The 16858-nt window shown below is 68.9% G+C and carries 16 protein-coding genes and 1 pseudogene; all 17 read left to right on the forward strand.

The genetic code is table 11. From position 1 onward, the window contains the following. A pseudogene (locus HDC31_RS20350) lies at positions 1-1338 on the forward strand (primosomal protein); the annotation flags it as partial. After that, complete coding sequence (locus HDC31_RS17220) at positions 1338-2375, forward strand: HAD-IIA family hydrolase (RefSeq protein WP_058633033.1); 1038 nt, start codon at positions 1338-1340, stop codon at positions 2373-2375. The pseudogene HDC31_RS20350 and the gene HDC31_RS17220, both read left to right, overlap by 1 nt. Before the next feature lie 51 nt (positions 2376-2426). Further along, a complete protein-coding gene (locus tag HDC31_RS17225) occupies positions 2427-2603 on the forward strand; it encodes a hypothetical protein (protein WP_179516377.1) in 177 nt (58 codons plus the stop codon). Then, positions 2600-3397, forward strand: coding sequence for a TlyA family RNA methyltransferase (locus tag HDC31_RS17230; protein WP_179516378.1), 798 nt, complete (start codon positions 2600-2602; stop codon positions 3395-3397). Before HDC31_RS17225 ends, HDC31_RS17230 begins: the two co-directional genes overlap by 4 nt. Further along, positions 3394-4314 (forward strand): NAD kinase, encoded by a 921-nt coding sequence (locus HDC31_RS17235; RefSeq protein ID WP_046749378.1) that lies wholly within the window; start codon positions 3394-3396, stop codon positions 4312-4314. Before HDC31_RS17230 ends, HDC31_RS17235 begins: the two co-directional genes overlap by 4 nt. 13 nt (positions 4315-4327) lie before the next feature. Further along, a complete protein-coding gene (gene recN / locus HDC31_RS17240; RefSeq protein ID WP_058633031.1) occupies positions 4328-6019 on the forward strand; it encodes a DNA repair protein RecN in 1692 nt (563 codons plus the stop codon). A 17-nt stretch (positions 6020-6036) separates the two neighbouring features. Then, positions 6037-7731: a CTP synthase gene (locus HDC31_RS17245; RefSeq protein WP_046749376.1), complete on the forward strand. Its 1695-nt coding sequence runs from the start codon at positions 6037-6039 to the stop codon at positions 7729-7731. After that, complete coding sequence (locus tag HDC31_RS17250; protein WP_046749375.1) at positions 7724-8305, forward strand: NUDIX hydrolase; 582 nt, start codon at positions 7724-7726, stop codon at positions 8303-8305. Before HDC31_RS17245 ends, HDC31_RS17250 begins: the two co-directional genes overlap by 8 nt. 2 nt (positions 8306-8307) lie before the next feature. Then, positions 8308-9210 carry a site-specific tyrosine recombinase XerD gene (xerD, locus tag HDC31_RS17255; RefSeq protein WP_179516379.1) on the forward strand — a complete coding sequence of 301 codons (903 nt, stop codon included), beginning with the start codon at positions 8308-8310 and terminating at the stop codon, positions 9208-9210. A 194-nt stretch (positions 9211-9404) separates the two neighbouring features. Further along, positions 9405-10238, forward strand: a complete 834-nt coding sequence (locus HDC31_RS17260; RefSeq protein ID WP_168441067.1) for a ParA family protein — start codon at positions 9405-9407, stop codon at positions 10236-10238. Next, positions 10222-11079: a ScpA family protein gene (locus HDC31_RS17265; RefSeq protein WP_046749373.1), complete on the forward strand. Its 858-nt coding sequence runs from the start codon at positions 10222-10224 to the stop codon at positions 11077-11079. The genes HDC31_RS17260 and HDC31_RS17265 overlap by 17 nt, the downstream gene beginning before the upstream one ends. Further along, positions 11069-11677 (forward strand): SMC-Scp complex subunit ScpB, encoded by a 609-nt coding sequence (scpB, locus tag HDC31_RS17270; protein WP_046749372.1) that lies wholly within the window; start codon positions 11069-11071, stop codon positions 11675-11677. The genes HDC31_RS17265 and scpB overlap by 11 nt, the downstream gene beginning before the upstream one ends. A gap of 14 nt (positions 11678-11691) precedes the next feature. Continuing rightward, positions 11692-12516 (forward strand): pseudouridine synthase, encoded by an 825-nt coding sequence (locus HDC31_RS17275; RefSeq protein WP_113681022.1) that lies wholly within the window; start codon positions 11692-11694, stop codon positions 12514-12516. Further along, on the forward strand, positions 12513-13649 hold the full coding sequence (locus HDC31_RS17280; protein ID WP_141369221.1) for a prephenate dehydrogenase: 1137 nt from the start codon (positions 12513-12515) through the stop codon (positions 13647-13649). The genes HDC31_RS17275 and HDC31_RS17280 overlap by 4 nt, the downstream gene beginning before the upstream one ends. After that, positions 13642-14361, forward strand: coding sequence for a (d)CMP kinase (gene cmk / locus HDC31_RS17285; protein WP_113681019.1), 720 nt, complete (start codon positions 13642-13644; stop codon positions 14359-14361). Before HDC31_RS17280 ends, cmk begins: the two co-directional genes overlap by 8 nt. A 40-nt stretch (positions 14362-14401) precedes the next feature. Then, positions 14402-15874, forward strand: coding sequence for a ribosome biogenesis GTPase Der (gene der, locus HDC31_RS17290; protein WP_218867908.1), 1473 nt, complete (start codon positions 14402-14404; stop codon positions 15872-15874). A gap of 61 nt (positions 15875-15935) precedes the next feature. Continuing rightward, a complete protein-coding gene (locus tag HDC31_RS17295) occupies positions 15936-16841 on the forward strand; it encodes an NUDIX domain-containing protein (RefSeq protein WP_113681018.1) in 906 nt (301 codons plus the stop codon). Positions 16842-16858 lie beyond the last annotated feature (17 nt).

Raw genomic sequence — 16858 nt, forward strand, 5'->3', positions numbered from 1 at the left:
CCTCGTCGTGAGGGCGGCTACAACCGCGATGGCGGTGCTCCCCGTCGTGACGGTGGTGCGCCTCGTCGTGAGGGCGGCTACAACCGCGATGGCGGTGCTCCCCGTCGTGACGGTGGTGCGCCTCGTCGTGAGGGCGGCTACAACCGCGATGGCGGTGCTCCCCGTCGTGACGGTGGTGCGCCTCGTCGTGAGGGCGGCTACAACCGCGATGGCGGTGTTCCCCGTCGTGACGGTGGTGCGCCTCGTCGTGAGGGCGGCTACAACCGCGATGGCGGTGCGCCTCGTCGTGAAGGCGGCTACAACCGTGACGGTGGTGCGCCCCGTCGTGAAGGCGGCTACAACCGCGAGGGCGGCGACCGCTCCGCTGGGCGTTCCTTCCCGCAGCGCGGGGGCGCGGGTCGGGAGCGGCCGGCGCAGGCCGCCAACGAGCGTCCGCGGTTCGATGAGCCCCACATCCCCGACGATGTCACCGCGCGTGACCTCAACGGGGCGGCGCGCAACGAACTCAAGACGCTGAGCAAGGAGAATGCCGAGCACGTCGCCCGTCACCTCGCGATGGCGTCACGGCTCATCGATGAGGATCCTGCGCTCGCCCACCAGCACGCACTGGCCGCCTCCCGACGCGCCGGTCGCATCGCGATCGTCCGGGAGACCCTCGGCATCACCGCGTACGCCACGGAGGACTTCGCTCTCGCGCTGCGCGAACTGCGCACCTACCGTCGCATCTCCGGTAAGGACGATCAGATCGCTCTGATGGTTGACAGTGAGCGGGGTATCGGTCGCTCTGACCGGGCGCTCGAGACCGGGCGTGCAGTGGAGCGCTCTGCCCTCGAAACGCCTGTCCGCGTCGCACTCGCCATCGCCATGTCGGGAGCCCGGCTGGATCAGGGCGATCTCGAGCTCGCGCTCGGTGAGCTGGAGATCCCCGAGCTCGACCCCGATCGCGCGTTCGAATGGAGCCCCGCTCTGTTCGCTGCCCGTGCCGCCGTGCTCGAAGACCTCGGGCGCACCGACGAGGCGGAGTTCTGGGCGCACCGTGCCGAGGTCGCCGCGGAAGCACTCGGGATCGACGAAGCGGGCGACGAAGAGATCTTCATCGAGGACAGCCTCATCGAGGGCGAGTTCCCCGACGAGGACGACGCCTCGGCCGAGGCGTCCCAGGCGGACGCCGATGCAGCTGAGTCTGAAGCAGCTGAGTCCGATGCGGCTGAGTCCGATTCATCTGAGTCCGACGCATCAGACGAGGAAGAGCCCTCGGTCGAAGACGAGGTGCGCGAGCTGCTCGGCGAGGATCAGGACGAAGATCAGGACGCCGACGAGTCGGAGCCGGAGGCGTAGTGGCGCTGTTCTCTCGGAAGCGGTCGGCACCTACTCCGCTCGACGGTGTCGACACTGTCCTCGCCGACCTCGACGGGGTGGTCTATGCCGGTCCCGGGGCACTGCCGTTCGCGGTCGAGAGTCTCAACGAGGCGGCGAAGTCCGCTCGGCTCGGATACATCACCAACAACGCTGCGCGGACCGACGCGTCCGTGGCTGAGCACTTGAGCAGCCTCGGGCTCCACGTCCAGGCGACGGATGTCGTCACCAGCCCGCAGGCCGCGATGCGTCTGATGGCCCAGATCGTGCCCGCACCGGCGACGATCCTGGTCATCGGCGGTGACGGGCTCGTCGACGAGGTGCAGAAGGCGGGTTACACGGTCACCCGCAGCGCGGACGATGCACCCAGCGCCGTGGTGCAGGGCTTCGCGCCCGAGGTCGCCTGGACCGATCTCGCTGAGGCGGCCTTCGCATTGAAGCTCCCGGAGGACGAGGGCGGGATCCCGTGGATCGCCACCAATACGGACTGGACGATTCCTCGGGAGCGTGGCGTCGCGCCGGGGAACGGAACGCTCGTCTCCGCTGTCCACACCGCGATCGGCCGGCTCGCGACCGTCGCGGGGAAGCCGGAGGAGCCGATCTTCCAGGAGGCGCTCGCACGCTTCGGTGCGACGAAGGCGCTCTTCATCGGTGACCGTCTGGACACCGACATCATGGGCGCCAGCCGGGCGGGCATCGACTCCGCTCTGGTGCTCACGGGCATCGATCGGCCGAAGCATGTGCTGGCGGCACCGGAGGGGTCGCGTCCTACGTACATCCTCGGCGACCTGCGCGAGCTGCATCTTCCGTACCCTGAAGTGACTCAGCAGGACGGCGTCTTCCGTGTCAACGGCGCCGCCGTGCGTGTCACCGGTGCCGATGTCGAGATCGTGGCGGAGTCCGCAGAGCAGATCGATCTCCTGCGGGCGGGCGCTGCCGCCATCTGGGCCTCGGGAACGCCCGTGTTCGTGCTGCGGGTTCCCGAGCGTCTCTACGAGGATCCGTTCCACCGCCCCTGACGCCGTCGCGTGGCGCCCTCCTGCGTCGGAGGGGCCGCGTACAGTAGAACCGTGAGCGATGAGACGACGAGCGCACCGACCGATGGTCTGTGGAGTCGGCTGCGCCTGATCGAGGGTCAGCCGCTTCCTGCCCGTGCCGACGCGTATTCTGCGCTGCACGACGCGCTCTCCCGTCGCCTCGAGACCGGTGCGAAGGTCGAGCAGCGGGAGACGTCGGGATCCCGATGACGCGACTCGACGCCGCCCTCGCCTCCCGAGGACTCGCCCGTTCGCGCACCCACGCGGCGACCCTCATCTCAGAGGGGCTCGTCAGTGTCGATGGCCGACCGGTCGTGAAGGCGTCGACGTCGGTCGGCGAGGGGGCCGAGATCACGATCGCCGGAGCCGACCACTACGTCGGCAGGGCCGCGCACAAGCTCATCGCGGCTCTCGACGGCTTCGCCGTCCCGGTGCAGGGGCGTCTCGCGCTCGACATGGGCGCATCCACCGGCGGATTCACGCAGGTGCTGCGCGAACTCGGCGCGCGCACGGTCCTCGCTGTCGACGTCGGGCACGGGCAACTCGCTCCGTCCATCGCCGCCGACCCCGGCGTCATCGCCGTCGAGGGCTACAACGTCCGTCACATGACACGCGAGAACCTCACCGCGGCGACCGGCGAGACGGCGGCACCCGATCTCATCGTCGGCGACCTCTCGTTCATCTCCCTCGAACTCGTGCTTCCGGCCGTCGCCGCCGTGGCAGTGCCGGAGTCGGACATCCTCCTGCTCGTGAAACCCCAGTTCGAAGTCGGGCGCACAGCCGTCCGCGGCGGTCTGGTCACCGACCCCGCAACGCGCGCCGACGCCGTCGCCAGAACGGTGTGGAGCGCGTGGGATCTGGGACTCGGCATGCTCGGGATCCTTCCCTCCCCGATTCTCGGTACGCACGGGAACGCGGAGTATCTCGTGCACCTCGCCCCGGGGCGGGGCAGCAATCCGACAGAATGGCTGGACACCATCAACCGACTGGCAGGAGGACGATGAACGAGCGCTGCATCCTGGTCGTCGCTCACGCGGGCCGTGTCGACACCGTCGAGGCCGCCCGTCGGGTGATCGACGCTCTTCGAGAGGCCGGAGCGCGACCCGTTCTGGCCGTCGACGATCACGAGGACCTCGCGGCCGTCGACCCGTTCTTCGTCGACACCGACGTGCTCGGGCGTTCCGTCGACCCGGCCGACCTCGAGCTGGCGATCGTGCTGGGCGGGGACGGGACGATCCTGCGAGCCGCGGAACTGGTGCGGGACAGCGGCGCACCCGTGCTCGGCATCAACATGGGGCATGTGGGCTTCCTCGCGGAGATCGACCGCGATGACATGGACAAAGCGGTGCGCCGTGTGATCGATCGCGACTACGAGGTCGAAGAACGGCTCGCGCTGTCGGTGCGGGTCAAAGATGTCGATGGCACGGTCGTCTACGAGACCTGGGCGCTCAACGAGGCGACGGTCGAGAAGGCCAGCCGTGAGCGGATGATCGAGATCGTGCTGGAGATCGATGGACGCCCCCTGTCGAGCTTCGGCTGCGATGGCATGGTCGTGTCCACTCCGACCGGATCGACCGCCTACAACTTCTCGGCGGGAGGCCCCGTGATCTGGCCCAGTGTGGAGGCGATCGCCGTGGTGCCGCTGTCTGCGCACGCGCTGTTCGCCAAGCCGTTGGTGGTCAGCCCGGACGCGTCGGTCGCGATCGAGATGCTCGAGCGCACGGACGGCTCCGGCATTCTGTGGTGCGACGGACGCCGTTCGCACGAACTGCCGCCGGGCGCTCGTGTGGTGGTGCGTCGTTCTTCACGTCCCGTGCGGCTCGCGCGCCTGCACCCCACGGCCTTCACGGACCGTCTCGTGCGCAAGTTCCAGCTGCCCGTCGCCGGGTGGCGTGGCCAGGCGACGGAAGCGACGTCGTGAGCGAGAGGTCGTCATGATCGAGGAGATGCGGATGCAGGGGCTCGGCGTCATCGCCGATGCCGTTCTGCCGCTGGGCCCCGGCTTCACCGCGGTCACGGGTGAGACCGGTGCGGGCAAGACCATGGTCGTCACCGGACTCGGGCTGCTCCTCGGCCAGCGCGCCGATTCCGGGGCGGTGCGCGCCGGTGCGTCGCAGGCATCGGTCGCCGGCGTGTGGATCGTCCCCGAAGAGGGCAGCGTCGCAGAGATCGTCGCCGACGCCGGCGGAGAGCTGGAGCCCGCGGGTGGCGGCAGCGCCGAACTCTACGTGTCGCGCACGCTGAGCGCGGAAGGGCGCTCCCGCGCGAGTGTGGGTGGCCGCGCCGCTCCGGCGGGAGTACTCTCTTCGCTCGCGGAAGAGCTTGTCGTGGTCCACGGCCAGTCCGAGCAGCTGCGGCTGCGATCAGCGACCGCCCAGCGCGATGCGCTCGATCGTTTCGGTGGTGCTCCGATCGCGGAAGCCGTGAACACCTATGCGGCCGCTTTCGCTCGTTGGCGTGCGCTCGACGCCGAGATCTCGGAGATCACCGAGAACCGGGATCGGCGGGCCGAAGAAGCCACGCGACTGCGGGAGGCCATCGCACTGATCGAGGCGACCGCGCCGGAGCCGGGGGAGGACCAGGAGCTCACCGAGCGCTCCGAGCGTCTCGCCAACGCCGAGGAGCTGCGTCTCGCAGCATCTCTCGCCCACGCCGCGCTGTCGAGCGAAGACGGCGAGCCCGATGCCGCGGCGCTCGTCGCGGAGGCACGTCGCGTGCTCGAACGAGCCTCTGATGCCAAGTTGACCGAGATCGGGGAGAACCTCGCCGACATCGGCTACCGGATCGCCGACACGGCGGGGCTCCTCTCCGCCTATCTCGCCGACCTCGACGAGACCGGTCCGCATGAGCTCGCGGCGGTCGAAGAGCGGCGTGCGGCTCTCGGGACCCTGATCCGTGCCCACGGCTCGCTCGATGAGGCTCTGACTCTCTGGCAGACCGGATCCGCGCGGCTGGCCGAGCTCGACGACGACGGTGACCGCATCGAAAGGCTGATCGCCGAGCGCGATGCGGCCCGGGTCGAGCTCGACGCGCACGCCGATGCACTGACTGCGGTGCGCACCGAGGCGGCTTCTCGCCTGGGCGCCGCTGTGACGGAGGAGCTCCACGCTCTCGCCATGCCGGACGCCCGCCTCGAAGTCGCGGTCTCCGAGGGCACCGAGAGCGCCCACGGCCGAGATGATGTCGCGATCCTCCTCGCGCCCCACCCCGGCGCCGAGCCGCGATCGGTCTCGAAGGGAGCCTCTGGCGGCGAGCTCTCCCGTGTGATGCTGGCCATCGAGGTCGTGATCGCCGCGACCGACCCGGTTCCGACGTTTGTGTTCGACGAGGTCGACGCGGGCATCGGCGGCGCTGCGGCCATCGAGGTCGGACGCCGACTCGCCCGACTCGCCGAGAAGTCGCAGGTCATCGCGGTCACACATCTCGCGCAGGTCGCAGCTTTCGCCAACAACCACCTGTCGGTCGTGAAGGCCAATGACGGCGCGGTCACGGCCTCCAGCGTGCGGCGTCTGGAGGGGGAGGAGCGCGAAGCCGAGATGGCACGTCTGCTGTCGGGGCTCACCGATTCCGACGCCGCTCTGACCCACGCGCGTGAACTTCTCAGCCTCCGAGTGCCCACCGCCTGATAGGATCGAAGCCCGTGATGAACTCTTCTTCTGCGGGACCCAAGAACGACACGACCAAGCACATCTTCGTGACTGGTGGTGTCGTTTCGTCTTTGGGCAAGGGACTGACGGCGGCCAGCCTCGGAAACCTCCTCACGGCCCGCGGCCTGCGCGTCGTGATGCAGAAGCTCGACCCGTACCTGAACGTCGATCCGGGCACGATGAACCCGTTCCAGCACGGCGAGGTGTTCGTGACGGACGACGGCGCCGAGACCGATCTCGACATCGGCCACTACGAGCGCTTCCTCGACATCAACCTGTCGGAGGCGGCCAACGTCACCACTGGCCAGATCTACTCGCAGGTGATCGCCCGCGAGCGTCGCGGCGAGTACCTCGGCGACACGGTGCAGGTCATTCCGCACATCACGGACGAGATCAAGCGCCGGATGCGCCTGCAGGCGTCGGAAGACCCGCGTCCCGACGTGATCATCACCGAGGTCGGCGGCACCGTCGGCGACATCGAGTCGCAGCCGTTCCTCGAGTCCGCGCGCCAGCTGCGTCACGAGCTCGGCCGCGACAGCGTGTTCTTCGTGCACGTGTCGCTCGTGCCCTTCATGGGCGCCTCGGGGGAGCAGAAGACCAAGCCGACGCAGCATTCCGTGGCGGCCCTGCGCCAGGTCGGCATCCAGCCGGACGCCCTGGTGCTCCGCAGCGACCGCCCGGTCAGCGCGAGCAACCGCAACAAGATCGCGCTGATGTGCGACGTCGATGTCGAGGGCGTCATCAACACCGTCGACCTGCCGAGCATCTACGACATCCCCTCGACGCTGAACGAGCAGGGTCTCGACTCGTACATCGTGCGCCGCCTCGGCCTCGACCAGAAGGCGGCCGACGTCGACTGGACACGCTGGAACAAGGTGCTGCACGCGGTGCACAACCCCAAGCACGAGGTGACGATCGGCCTGGTGGGCAAGTACATCGACCTCCCCGATGCCTATCTCTCGGTGACCGAGGCTCTCAAGGCCGGAGGCTTCGCACAGGAGACCAAGGTCAACATCCGCTGGATCCCCTCCGACCTCTGCGAGACCCCGGAGGGCGCCAGGGAGCAGCTGGCCCAGCTCGACGGCATCTGCGTGCCGGGAGGCTTCGGCATCCGCGGCATCGAAGGCAAGCTCGGCGCGCTGAAGTTCGCGCGTGAGCAGGGCATCCCGACGCTCGGCCTGTGCCTCGGCCTGCAGTGCATGGTCATCGAGTACGCACGCGACGTCGCCGGCATCGAAGGCGCGTCCTCGAGCGAGTTCGACCCGGAGACGGCGGAGCCCGTCATCGCCACGATGGCCGAGCAGGTCGACATCCTCGACGGAGGCGACCTCGGGGGCACCATGCGCCTCGGTCTGTACCAGGCCGCCCTCGCCGAAGGATCGCTCGCCCGTGAACTGTACGGTGCGCCCGAAGCCTCCGAGCGCCACCGTCACCGCTACGAGGTGAACAACGCCTACCGTGACCGTCTCTCGGAGGCCGGACTGGTGTTCTCCGGTCTCAACCCGGAGCTCGACCTCGTCGAGTACGTCGAGCTTCCCCGCGACGTGCACCCGTACTACATCGCCACTCAGGCGCACCCCGAGCTGCGCTCGCGTCCGACCGCTCCGCACCCGCTGTTCCGCGGACTGGTCGGCGCAGCGATCGAGCGGAACCGCGCGAGCGAGCTGTTCGACGTCAGTGCGGATGACTGAGTCGCCGCAGGACCTCCGCGACGAGCCGTTCGAACCGGAGGTCCTTCACAGCGACCTCGTATACCGCGGCAGGGTCTGGGACGTCCGCTCCGACCGTGTGCGCTACGGAGACGGTGAGATCGTCCGACAGTACGTCGATCACACCGGCGCGGTGGCGATCGTCGCCCTGGACGATGAGGGGCGCGTCCTGCTGATCCAGCAGTACCGTCACCCGATTCGGCATCGGGATTGGGAGCTCCCTGCAGGACTGCTGGATGTGGAGGGGGAGGAGCCTCTTGCCGCAGCCCGGCGGGAGCTCGCCGAAGAGGCCGACCTCGTCGCCGAGCGCTGGGAACCCCTGGTCTCCTCCTGGACGACTCCGGGCGGGAACGACGAGATCATCCACGTGTTCCTCGCGACCGGGGTCTCCTCGGCTGACGCGGCACACGACCGGGAGGACGAGGAGGCGGACATCCGGGTGGCGTGGGTGCCGCTTTCGGACGCCGTCTCGGCGGTGCTCGAGGGGCGGATGCGCAACGGCATCCTCGCCATCGGGGTGCTCGCGGCATCGCAGAGGCTGCGCGACCGGGACTGACGATGCAGCTCGAGCGCGCCCTGGACGCCTACCTGCGTCATGTCACGGTCGAGCGGGGCCTGAGTGCCCACACGGTCGCGGCGTACCGGCGTGACCTCGGCGTCTATCAGGAGTGGTTGGTCGCAGAAGGGATCGCCGGCACGGCTGAAGTGACCCCTGCCGTGATCGACCGGTTCATCGCGGAGCGGGCATCTGCCCAGCCGCCGCCCGCCTCGACGAGCCTCGCGCGCCTGCAGTCGTCGGTCCGGGGCTGGCACCGTTTCCTGGCACGCGAGGGCATCGAGGCTGACGACCCCAGCGGCCGGCTCCGCCCGCCCAAGGCGCCGCGACGGCTCCCCAAGGCCCTGACCATCGAGCAGGTCGAGCGCCTTCTCGCCGCGCCATCGCCCGAGGACCCGCTCGGCATCCGCGATCGCGCGCTGCTCGAACTCCTGTATGCGACCGGAGCCCGGGTGTCGGAGGCCATCGACCTCGACGTGGACGACCTGGCGCACGGCGACGTGCTGCGACTGCGGGGGAAGGGGGCCAAGGAGCGCATCGTGCCGGTGGGCTCCTACGCGCGCGCCGCCGTGGACGCGTACCTGACGCGCGTGCGTCCGGGACTGGCGGCCAAGGGACGTGCCTCTGCCCGACTGTTCCTCGGCGCTCGGGGCGCCCCGCTCTCACGCCAGAGCGCCTGGCTCGTCATCCGCGCTGCCGCCGAGAGAGCGGAGATCACGGTCGACGTCTCCCCGCACACCCTGCGGCACTCGTTCGCGACGCACCTCCTGCAGGGCGGGGCGGATGTGCGCGTGGTCCAGGAGCTCCTCGGGCATTCGTCGGTCGCGACGACGCAGATCTACACCCACGTCTCCGTCGACGCGCTCCGCGACATCTACGCGACGTCGCACCCGCGCGCCCGATAAGAGTTGCCGCGCCCGCTCGGGTCGCCTGCCGCGTGTCGGTGGCGCTGCCGCGCGCCGATCGCTCTGCCGCGTGCCGAGGCGGCCGGAGAACCGCATGGCCGGTACAATCGACCAAGCACGACGGAGCAGGAGAACGGGTGGCTGAGAAAGTGGCGAAGTCCAGGGCGAAGGCGCAGAAGGCCGACGAGACCCCCATGGGACCCACCGGCCGTCCGTATCACGGCTTCCCGATCCCCGAGCCGCTGAAGTCCCACGGCCCTGCACGCATCATCGCGCTGTGCAACCAGAAGGGCGGCGTCGGAAAGACGACCACGTCGATCAACCTCGCCGCGTCGCTGGCCGAATACGGCCGGAAGGTGCTGGCGGTCGACTTCGATCCCCAGGGTGCGCTCTCTGCGGGCCTCGGTATCCCCACCCACGACGTGCCGACGATCTACGACCTGCTGTTGGACACCAAGCGCGACGCCCACGATGCGATCGTGCACTCGAGTGTCGAGGGCCTCGATGTCATGCCGGCGAACATCGATCTCTCCGCTGCCGAGGTGCACCTCGTCAACGAGGTCGCGCGAGAGACGATCCTCGCCCGCGTCCTGCGCCAGGTGGCGGGGGAGTACGACGTCATCCTGATCGACTGCCAGCCTTCGCTCGGCATCCTCACCGTGAACGCGCTGACGGCGGCCCACGGCGTGATCATCCCGCTCGAGTGCGAGTTCTTCGCCTTGCGCGGGGTCGCGCTGCTGATCGAGACGATCGACAAGGTCCGCGACCGGCTCAACCCTTCGATCACGATGGACGGCCTGCTGGCGACGATGTACGACCCGCGCACGCTGCACTCCCGTGAGGTGCTCGAGCGTGTGGTCGAGGCATTCGGCGACGATGTGCTGGAAACCGTGATCGGCCGCACCGTGAAGTTCCCTGACGCCTCCGTGTCGGGCGTGCCGATCACCGAGTTCGCCCCCGAGCATGCCGCCGCTCAGGCGTATCTGCGGCTGGCGCGGGAGCTGGTCGCCCGTGGCGCCGTCGCCTGACGAAGCACCCGTCGACCCGTCGCTCCAGGAGAGCGCAGACGAAGGAGCGTCCGCCGAAGCCAGCGGCTTCACGGTCTCGCTGTCGAACTTCGACGGCCCCTTCGACCTGTTGCTGAACCTCATCTCGAAGCACGAGATGGACATCACCGAGGTATCGCTGAGCGCGGTCACCAACGAGTTCATCGCGTACCTCGGCCAACTTGACGACGACGAGGACCTCGATCAGGCGTCCGAGTTCCTGGTCGTGGCCGCGACCCTGCTCGACATGAAGGTCGCCGGTCTTCTCCCTCAGGGCGAGCTGGTCGATGCCGAGGCGGTGGCTCTGCTCGAGGCGCGCGACCTGTTGTTCGCACGCCTGCTGCAGTATCGGGCCTTCAAGGAGGTCTCGACCTGGTTCGCCCGCTGTCTGCAGCGCGAAGACCGTCGTCACGTGCGCGCTGTCCGTCTGGAGGAGAAGCACCGACGTCAGACGCCGGAGCTCGTGTGGTCCTTGAGTGTCGACGACTTCGCCGCTCTCGCCCTCCTGGCCTTCGCCCCGAAGGAGATCCCGCACGTCGGGCTCGATCACCTGCACGCGCCCCTGGTCAGCATCCGCGAGCAGGCGGCGATCGTGGTGACGCTGCTGCGCGGCACCGAGTCGGTGAGTTTCCGTGAACTCGTGGCCGGCGTGACCGAGCCGGGCATCGTCGTGGCACGGTTCATCTCGGTGCTGGAGCTCTACCGGCACGCGGCGCTGTCGTTCGAACAACTGGAACCGCTCGGCGAGCTGACGCTGCGCTGGGCAGCCGACTCCTGGTCGGATGAGACGCTGGCGACCCTGGGAGCCGACTATGACCGATGATGTGACGGACGAGACGAACGCCGACCTGGCCGGTGCCGAGGAGATTCCTCTGACCGAGCGGATCGAGGCGATCCTCTTCATCGTGGATGAGCCGATCGGTCTCGTCGCCCTGGCCGCCGCGGTCGGCTCGCCGGTTCCTGCCGTGCGCCAGACCCTGGAGATGCTGGTCGAGGACTACGACGGGCGCGGGAAGGGACCGCGACGCGGTTTCGAGCTTCGGGAGGTCGGCGGCGGGTGGCGTCTCTACGTCAGGGAAGAGCTCGACGACGTGGTGGCGGCATTCATCGGCGGTCAGGCTCCCGCACGTCTCTCGCAGGCCGCCCTGGAGACCCTTGCCGTCATCGCCTACAAGCAGCCGGTCACGCGCAGCCAGGTCGCCTCCATCCGCGCGGTGAACGTAGACTCCGTCGTCCGTACGCTCGTCGCTCGTGGACTGATCACCGAATTGTTCGCAGACTCCGAGACCGGTGCGATCAACTACGGCACCACCGACGCGCTCCTCCAGCATCTGGGCATCAACTCCCTCGACGAGCTGCCCCCGATCTCCCCGCTGCTCGACGATGGCGCAGACGGATTCGACGAAGGGACCATCCGATGACCGGCCACGACGCCATGAACGACGCCTCGAACGCAGCCTCGAACACCGCCTCGAACGATTCCGGGGCTGCACCCGAAGGCGTGCGCCTGCAGAAGGTTCTCGCCGCTGCAGGAGTCGCTTCACGCCGCGTGGTCGAGCAGTACATCACCGAAGGCCGCATCCGCGTCAACGGCATCGTGGTCTCCGAACTCGGGAGACGGATCGACCCGGAGAACGACCTCGTCGACGTTGACGGCACCGCCGTGCAGCTCGACGTCTCGAAGCGCTACGTCATGCTCAACAAGCCCACCGGTGTCGTGAGCAGCATGAAGGACGAGAATGGCCGCCCCGATCTGCGCCGGTTCACCGCCGACTACGAGGAGCGGCTGTACAACGTCGGACGGCTGGATGCCGAGACGAGCGGTCTGCTCATCCTGACCAACGACGGCGCGCTCGCTCATGTGCTGGCGCACCCGTCGTTCGGCGTGACCAAGGTGTACATCGCGAAGGTCGAGGGAACGGTGCTGCCACAGACGATCTCGAAGCTCACCAAGGGCATCGAGCTGGAGGACGGACCGATCGCCGCCGACAAGGCGCGGCTCCTGGACACCTCACGAGGGTCGAGCCTGGTGGAGTTGACACTGCACTCCGGTCGCAACCGCATCGTCCGTCGGATGCTCGCGGCCGTCGGCCACCCGGTCACGGAACTGGTCCGTCGACAGTTCGGTCCGCTCCACCTGGGAACCCTCCCGGCCGGAAAGACGCGGGAACTGAGTAAAATCGAACTCGGCGCGCTTTTGACCCTGTCGCGCCGTGATTCCGGTGTCGCCGAGGCGCCAGGCGAGCAGGAGAGCGAATGACCGATACGACGAGTGCGCCCGCGGGGCGGAGAGCGGGCTTCGTCGCGCCGCGTCTCTCCGGGACCGTCCGCATCGTCGGCGCGGGCCTCCTCGGCGCGAGCATCGGTCATGCCCTCCGTGCGAAGGGCGTCGACGTGGTGCTGTCCGACGCCTCGCCGGCCCAACTGCGCCTCGCGGTCGACTACGGCGCCGGCCGGATCGCGGCGGAGGACGACGCCCCCTCTCTCGTGGTGGTCGCCGTTCCGCCCGATGTCACGGCAGACGTGATCCAGGCCGAGCTCGAGCGGTTCCCGCAGGCGGTGGTCACCGATGTCGCCAGTGTGAAGCTCGAGCCGTTCCGCACTCTTCAGACGCGCGGCGTGGACCTCGCCCGCTACATCGGCTCGCATCCCCTCGCCGGCCGTGAGCGCGGTGGGGCGATCTCTGCTCGCGCTGACCTCTTCATCGGACGCCCCTGGGTCGTGTGCCGAGACGCGGAGACGAAAGCTTCCGATCTCGCGCTCGTCGAGGCCCTCGCCCTCGATGTGGGAGCGACGCCGCTCGAGATGACCCCGGAGGAGCACGACCGTTCTGTCGCGCTGATCTCGCATGTGCCGCAGGTGGTGGCGAGTCTGCTCGCCGGTCGCCTCGCAGAGGCCGAGGAAGGGGCGCTCCGTCTCGCGGGCCAGGGCGTCCGCGACACGACGCGCATCGCTGCGTCGGCACCGGAACTCTGGGTGCAGATCCTCGGGGCGAACGCCGAACCGGTGGTCGAGATCCTCGATGCCCTCGCTTCCGACCTCGGTGAGATCTCCGACGCCCTGCGCGATCCGGCCGCCCCCGGCGCCCGCCGCACGGTAGCCGAGACCATCCGCCAGGGCAACGACGGGGTCGAGCGTCTTCCCGGCAAGCATGGACAGAACCAGCGCTTCGACACCCTCGTCGTCATGATCGACGACACCGCCGGGCAACTCGGGCGGCTCTTCGGCGAGCTGGGTGAACTCGGAGTCAACGTCGAGGACCTGCGCCTCGAGCATTCGCCGGGAGCGCAGTTCGGCCTCGCCGAGATCAGCGTCGACCCGGCGGCTCTGCACGGCGCGATCACCGGGCTCCAGGAACGCGGCTGGCGTATCGCGGGGAGCACCAATGACTGACATCTCATTCTCCGCCGCGGAGGCGCACGTGACCGACGCACAAAAGTTCATCGCGATCGACGGCCCCGCCGGCTCCGGCAAGTCCAGCGTTTCCAAGGCTGTGGCGCGCAAGCTCGGCTTCGGGTACCTCGACACCGGGTCCGCCTACCGTGCGCTCGCTTGGCATGTGCTCGACCGCGGGGCCGACACGGACGACTCCGAGGCCGTCCTCGCTGCGGCGACCGACTTCCCCGTGCGACTGGGCCTCGACCCCGACGACCGCACGGTGCTCGTCGGAGACGTGGAGGTCACCGAGGCCATCCGCGACCCGCGAGTCTCCGGAGCGGTGAGCGGCGTGGCGCGCGTGCCCGAGGTGCGAGCACAGGTCAACGAGCTCTTCCGCCGGCTGGTAGCCGAGTCGTCGTATCCCGCCGTCGTGGTGGAGGGACGTGACATCACGACCGTGGTGGCACCGGACGCCCCTGTACGGATCCTTCTCACCGCAGCCCCCGAAGTGCGGGCTGCGCGACGTGCCGGTGAACTCGCCGGCGAGAATGCGGCTGCTGTCGCCGCGGCATTGCACAAGCGCGATGCCTCAGACAGTGCCGTCGTCGACTTCCTGAACGCTGCAGAAGGCGTCGAGGTCGTCGATTCGACGGAGCTCGATTTCCCCCAGACCATCGACGCCGTCCTCACGGTGATCGAACGAATCCAAGGAGCACCCCGTGGCTGACGACGAATACGAAGGCGGCCCCGACCAGCTCGCCGAGAAGATGGACCAGCTCGACGAGCATCTCGCCGAGCAGCGTGCGGAGACCCTCCGCGCCGGCCTCTCCGACTACGAGCTCGACGACGAGGACGCGGAGCTCCTCGCGGGCATCACGCTCGGCGAGGACGGCATCCACTACAGTCCCGCACTTCCCGTGGTGGCGATCGTCGGACGGCCGAACGTGGGCAAGTCCGCGCTCGTGAACCGCATCCTCGGTCGCCGTGAGGCCGTCGTGGAGGACACCCCCGGTGTGACCCGCGACCGCGTGACGTACAAGGCGGAGTGGGGAGACCGTCGCTTCTCGCTCGTCGACACAGGCGGGTGGGAGCCGGACGCCCGCGGCATCGACCGCTCTGTCGCGATGCAGGCGGAGGTGGCGATCGACCTCGCCGACCTGGTGCTGTTCGTCGTCGACGCCATGGTGGGTGCGACCTCCACCGATGAGCACGTGGTGAAGCTGCTGCGCAAGAGCGGCAAGCCTGTGTTCCTGGTCGCCAACAAGATCGATGACGCCCGGCAGGAGCCGGAGACCGCAGCTCTGTGGAGCCTCGGTCTCGGCGAACCGCACCCGGTGTCCGCCATCCACGGACGCGGTGTCGCCGATCTGCTCGACGCCGTGATGAAGAAGCTTCCCGAGGTCTCGGCGGTCGCCAAGCAGGAGATCGGCGGACCCCGCCGGGTCGCCATCCTCGGTCGCCCGAATGTCGGCAAGTCGTCGCTGCTGAACAAGGCGGCCGGCGAGGAGCGCGTGGTCGTCAACGATCTCGCCGGCACCACGCGCGATCCGGTCGACGAGGTCGTGGAGCTGGGTGGCAAGATGTGGCGTCTGGTCGACACCGCCGGCATCCGTCGTCGCGTGCACATGGCGCAGGGCGCGGACTTCTACGCGTCGCTGCGCACCTCCGCTGCGCTGGAGAAGGCGGAGGTCGCTGTCGTCGTGCTCGACGTCTCCGAGTCGATCAGTGAGCAGGACGTGCGCATCATCGACCTGGTGCTGGAGTCGGGTCGTGCACTGGTCCTCGCGTTCAACAAGTGGGACCGCCTCAACGACGACGACCTCGAGAACGCCGATCGCCGTCGCTACCTCGAGCGGGAGATCGAGCAGGACCTCGCACACGTCGCCTGGGCCCCGCGCGTGAACATCTCCGCGAAGACCGGGCGTCACCTCGACAAGCTCGTTCCCGCCTTGGAGACCGCGCTGGAGAACTGGGACCGTCGTATTCCGACGGGCAAGTTCAACGCGTTCCTCGCGGAACTCGTGGCGGAGCACCCGCACCCGCTGCGTGGAGGCAAGCAGCCGCGCATCCTGTTCGGTACGCAGGCATCGACGCGCCCGCCGACGTTCGTGCTGTTCACGACCGGTTTCCTCGACCCCGGGTACCGCCGGTTCATCCAGCGGCGTCTGCGCGAGCTCTACTCGTTCGAGGGCACGCCGATCGTGATCAACATGCGCGTGCGCGAGAAGCGTCAGCGCTGATCTGTTCCGGCGCATGTCGCGCCGTGGTGCCGTCGCCCCGATGCTGTGAAAGGCTGAGTGTGTGACTGTCGTACCTCCTGCTTCCGGTGAGCCGCGTCGCCCCGAGGGGCCGCGGAATCCCGGCGATGCCTGGGTGATCTCGGAGTCGGGGGGAAAGTACTGGGGGCGCTTCGGCGCCGCCGGTCTTCTCGCCTACGATCCCGCGCGCGGGATCCTGCTGCAGCACCGCGTCTCCTGGAGCCACTTCGGGGGGACGTGGGGGCTTCCCGGCGGGGCGCTGCACGAGGGGGAGAGCGCGATCGACGGAGCCGTCCGCGAAGCCCAGGAAGAGGCCGGCGTGCCCGACGGTGCTGTGCGCGCCCGGTTCACGAGCGTGCTCGACCTCGGGATCTGGTCGTACACGACCGTCATCGCCGACGTGCAGGTGCCGTTCGAGCCGGTGATCAGCGACCCCGAGAGCGTCGCCCTGGAATGGGTGCCGGTGGATGAGGTCGACGCCCGCCCTTTGCACCCGGGGTTCGGGGCGTCGTGGCCTGCGCTGCGGGCGCTGCTCGGGACGCGTCCTGCGATCGTGGTGGATGCGGCGAACGTCGTCGGTTCGGTCCCGGACGGCTGGTGGAAGGACCGTGCCGGAGCGGCGGCTCGACTTCGCAGCCGTCTCGAACGCTTGGCTGTTCCCGCCGAGGAGCTGGAGCTCGGGGGAGATGTGTGGTTCCCCGAGGTCTCGCTGGTGGTCGAGGGACAGGCGCGAGGCATCCCCGACGAACCGGGACCCGTCCGCCTGGTACGTGCCGAGGCTGAGGGCGACGACGCGATCGTCGCTGAGATCGAGCGTCGGGTCGCGGGCGAGGAATCCGTCGTCGCCGTCACCAGCGACCGCGGCCTTCGGGAACGGGCCGATCACGCGGGCGCCGCGCACATCAGGTCGGCGGGATGGCTGCTCGAGTTGCTCGACGCGCAGGGCTGACGTCGAATCCCTGCGTC

It is taken from the genome of Microbacterium sp. JAI119, assembly GCF_013410135.1.
In the GTDB taxonomy this organism is placed as follows: domain Bacteria; phylum Actinomycetota; class Actinomycetes; order Actinomycetales; family Microbacteriaceae; genus Microbacterium; species Microbacterium oxydans.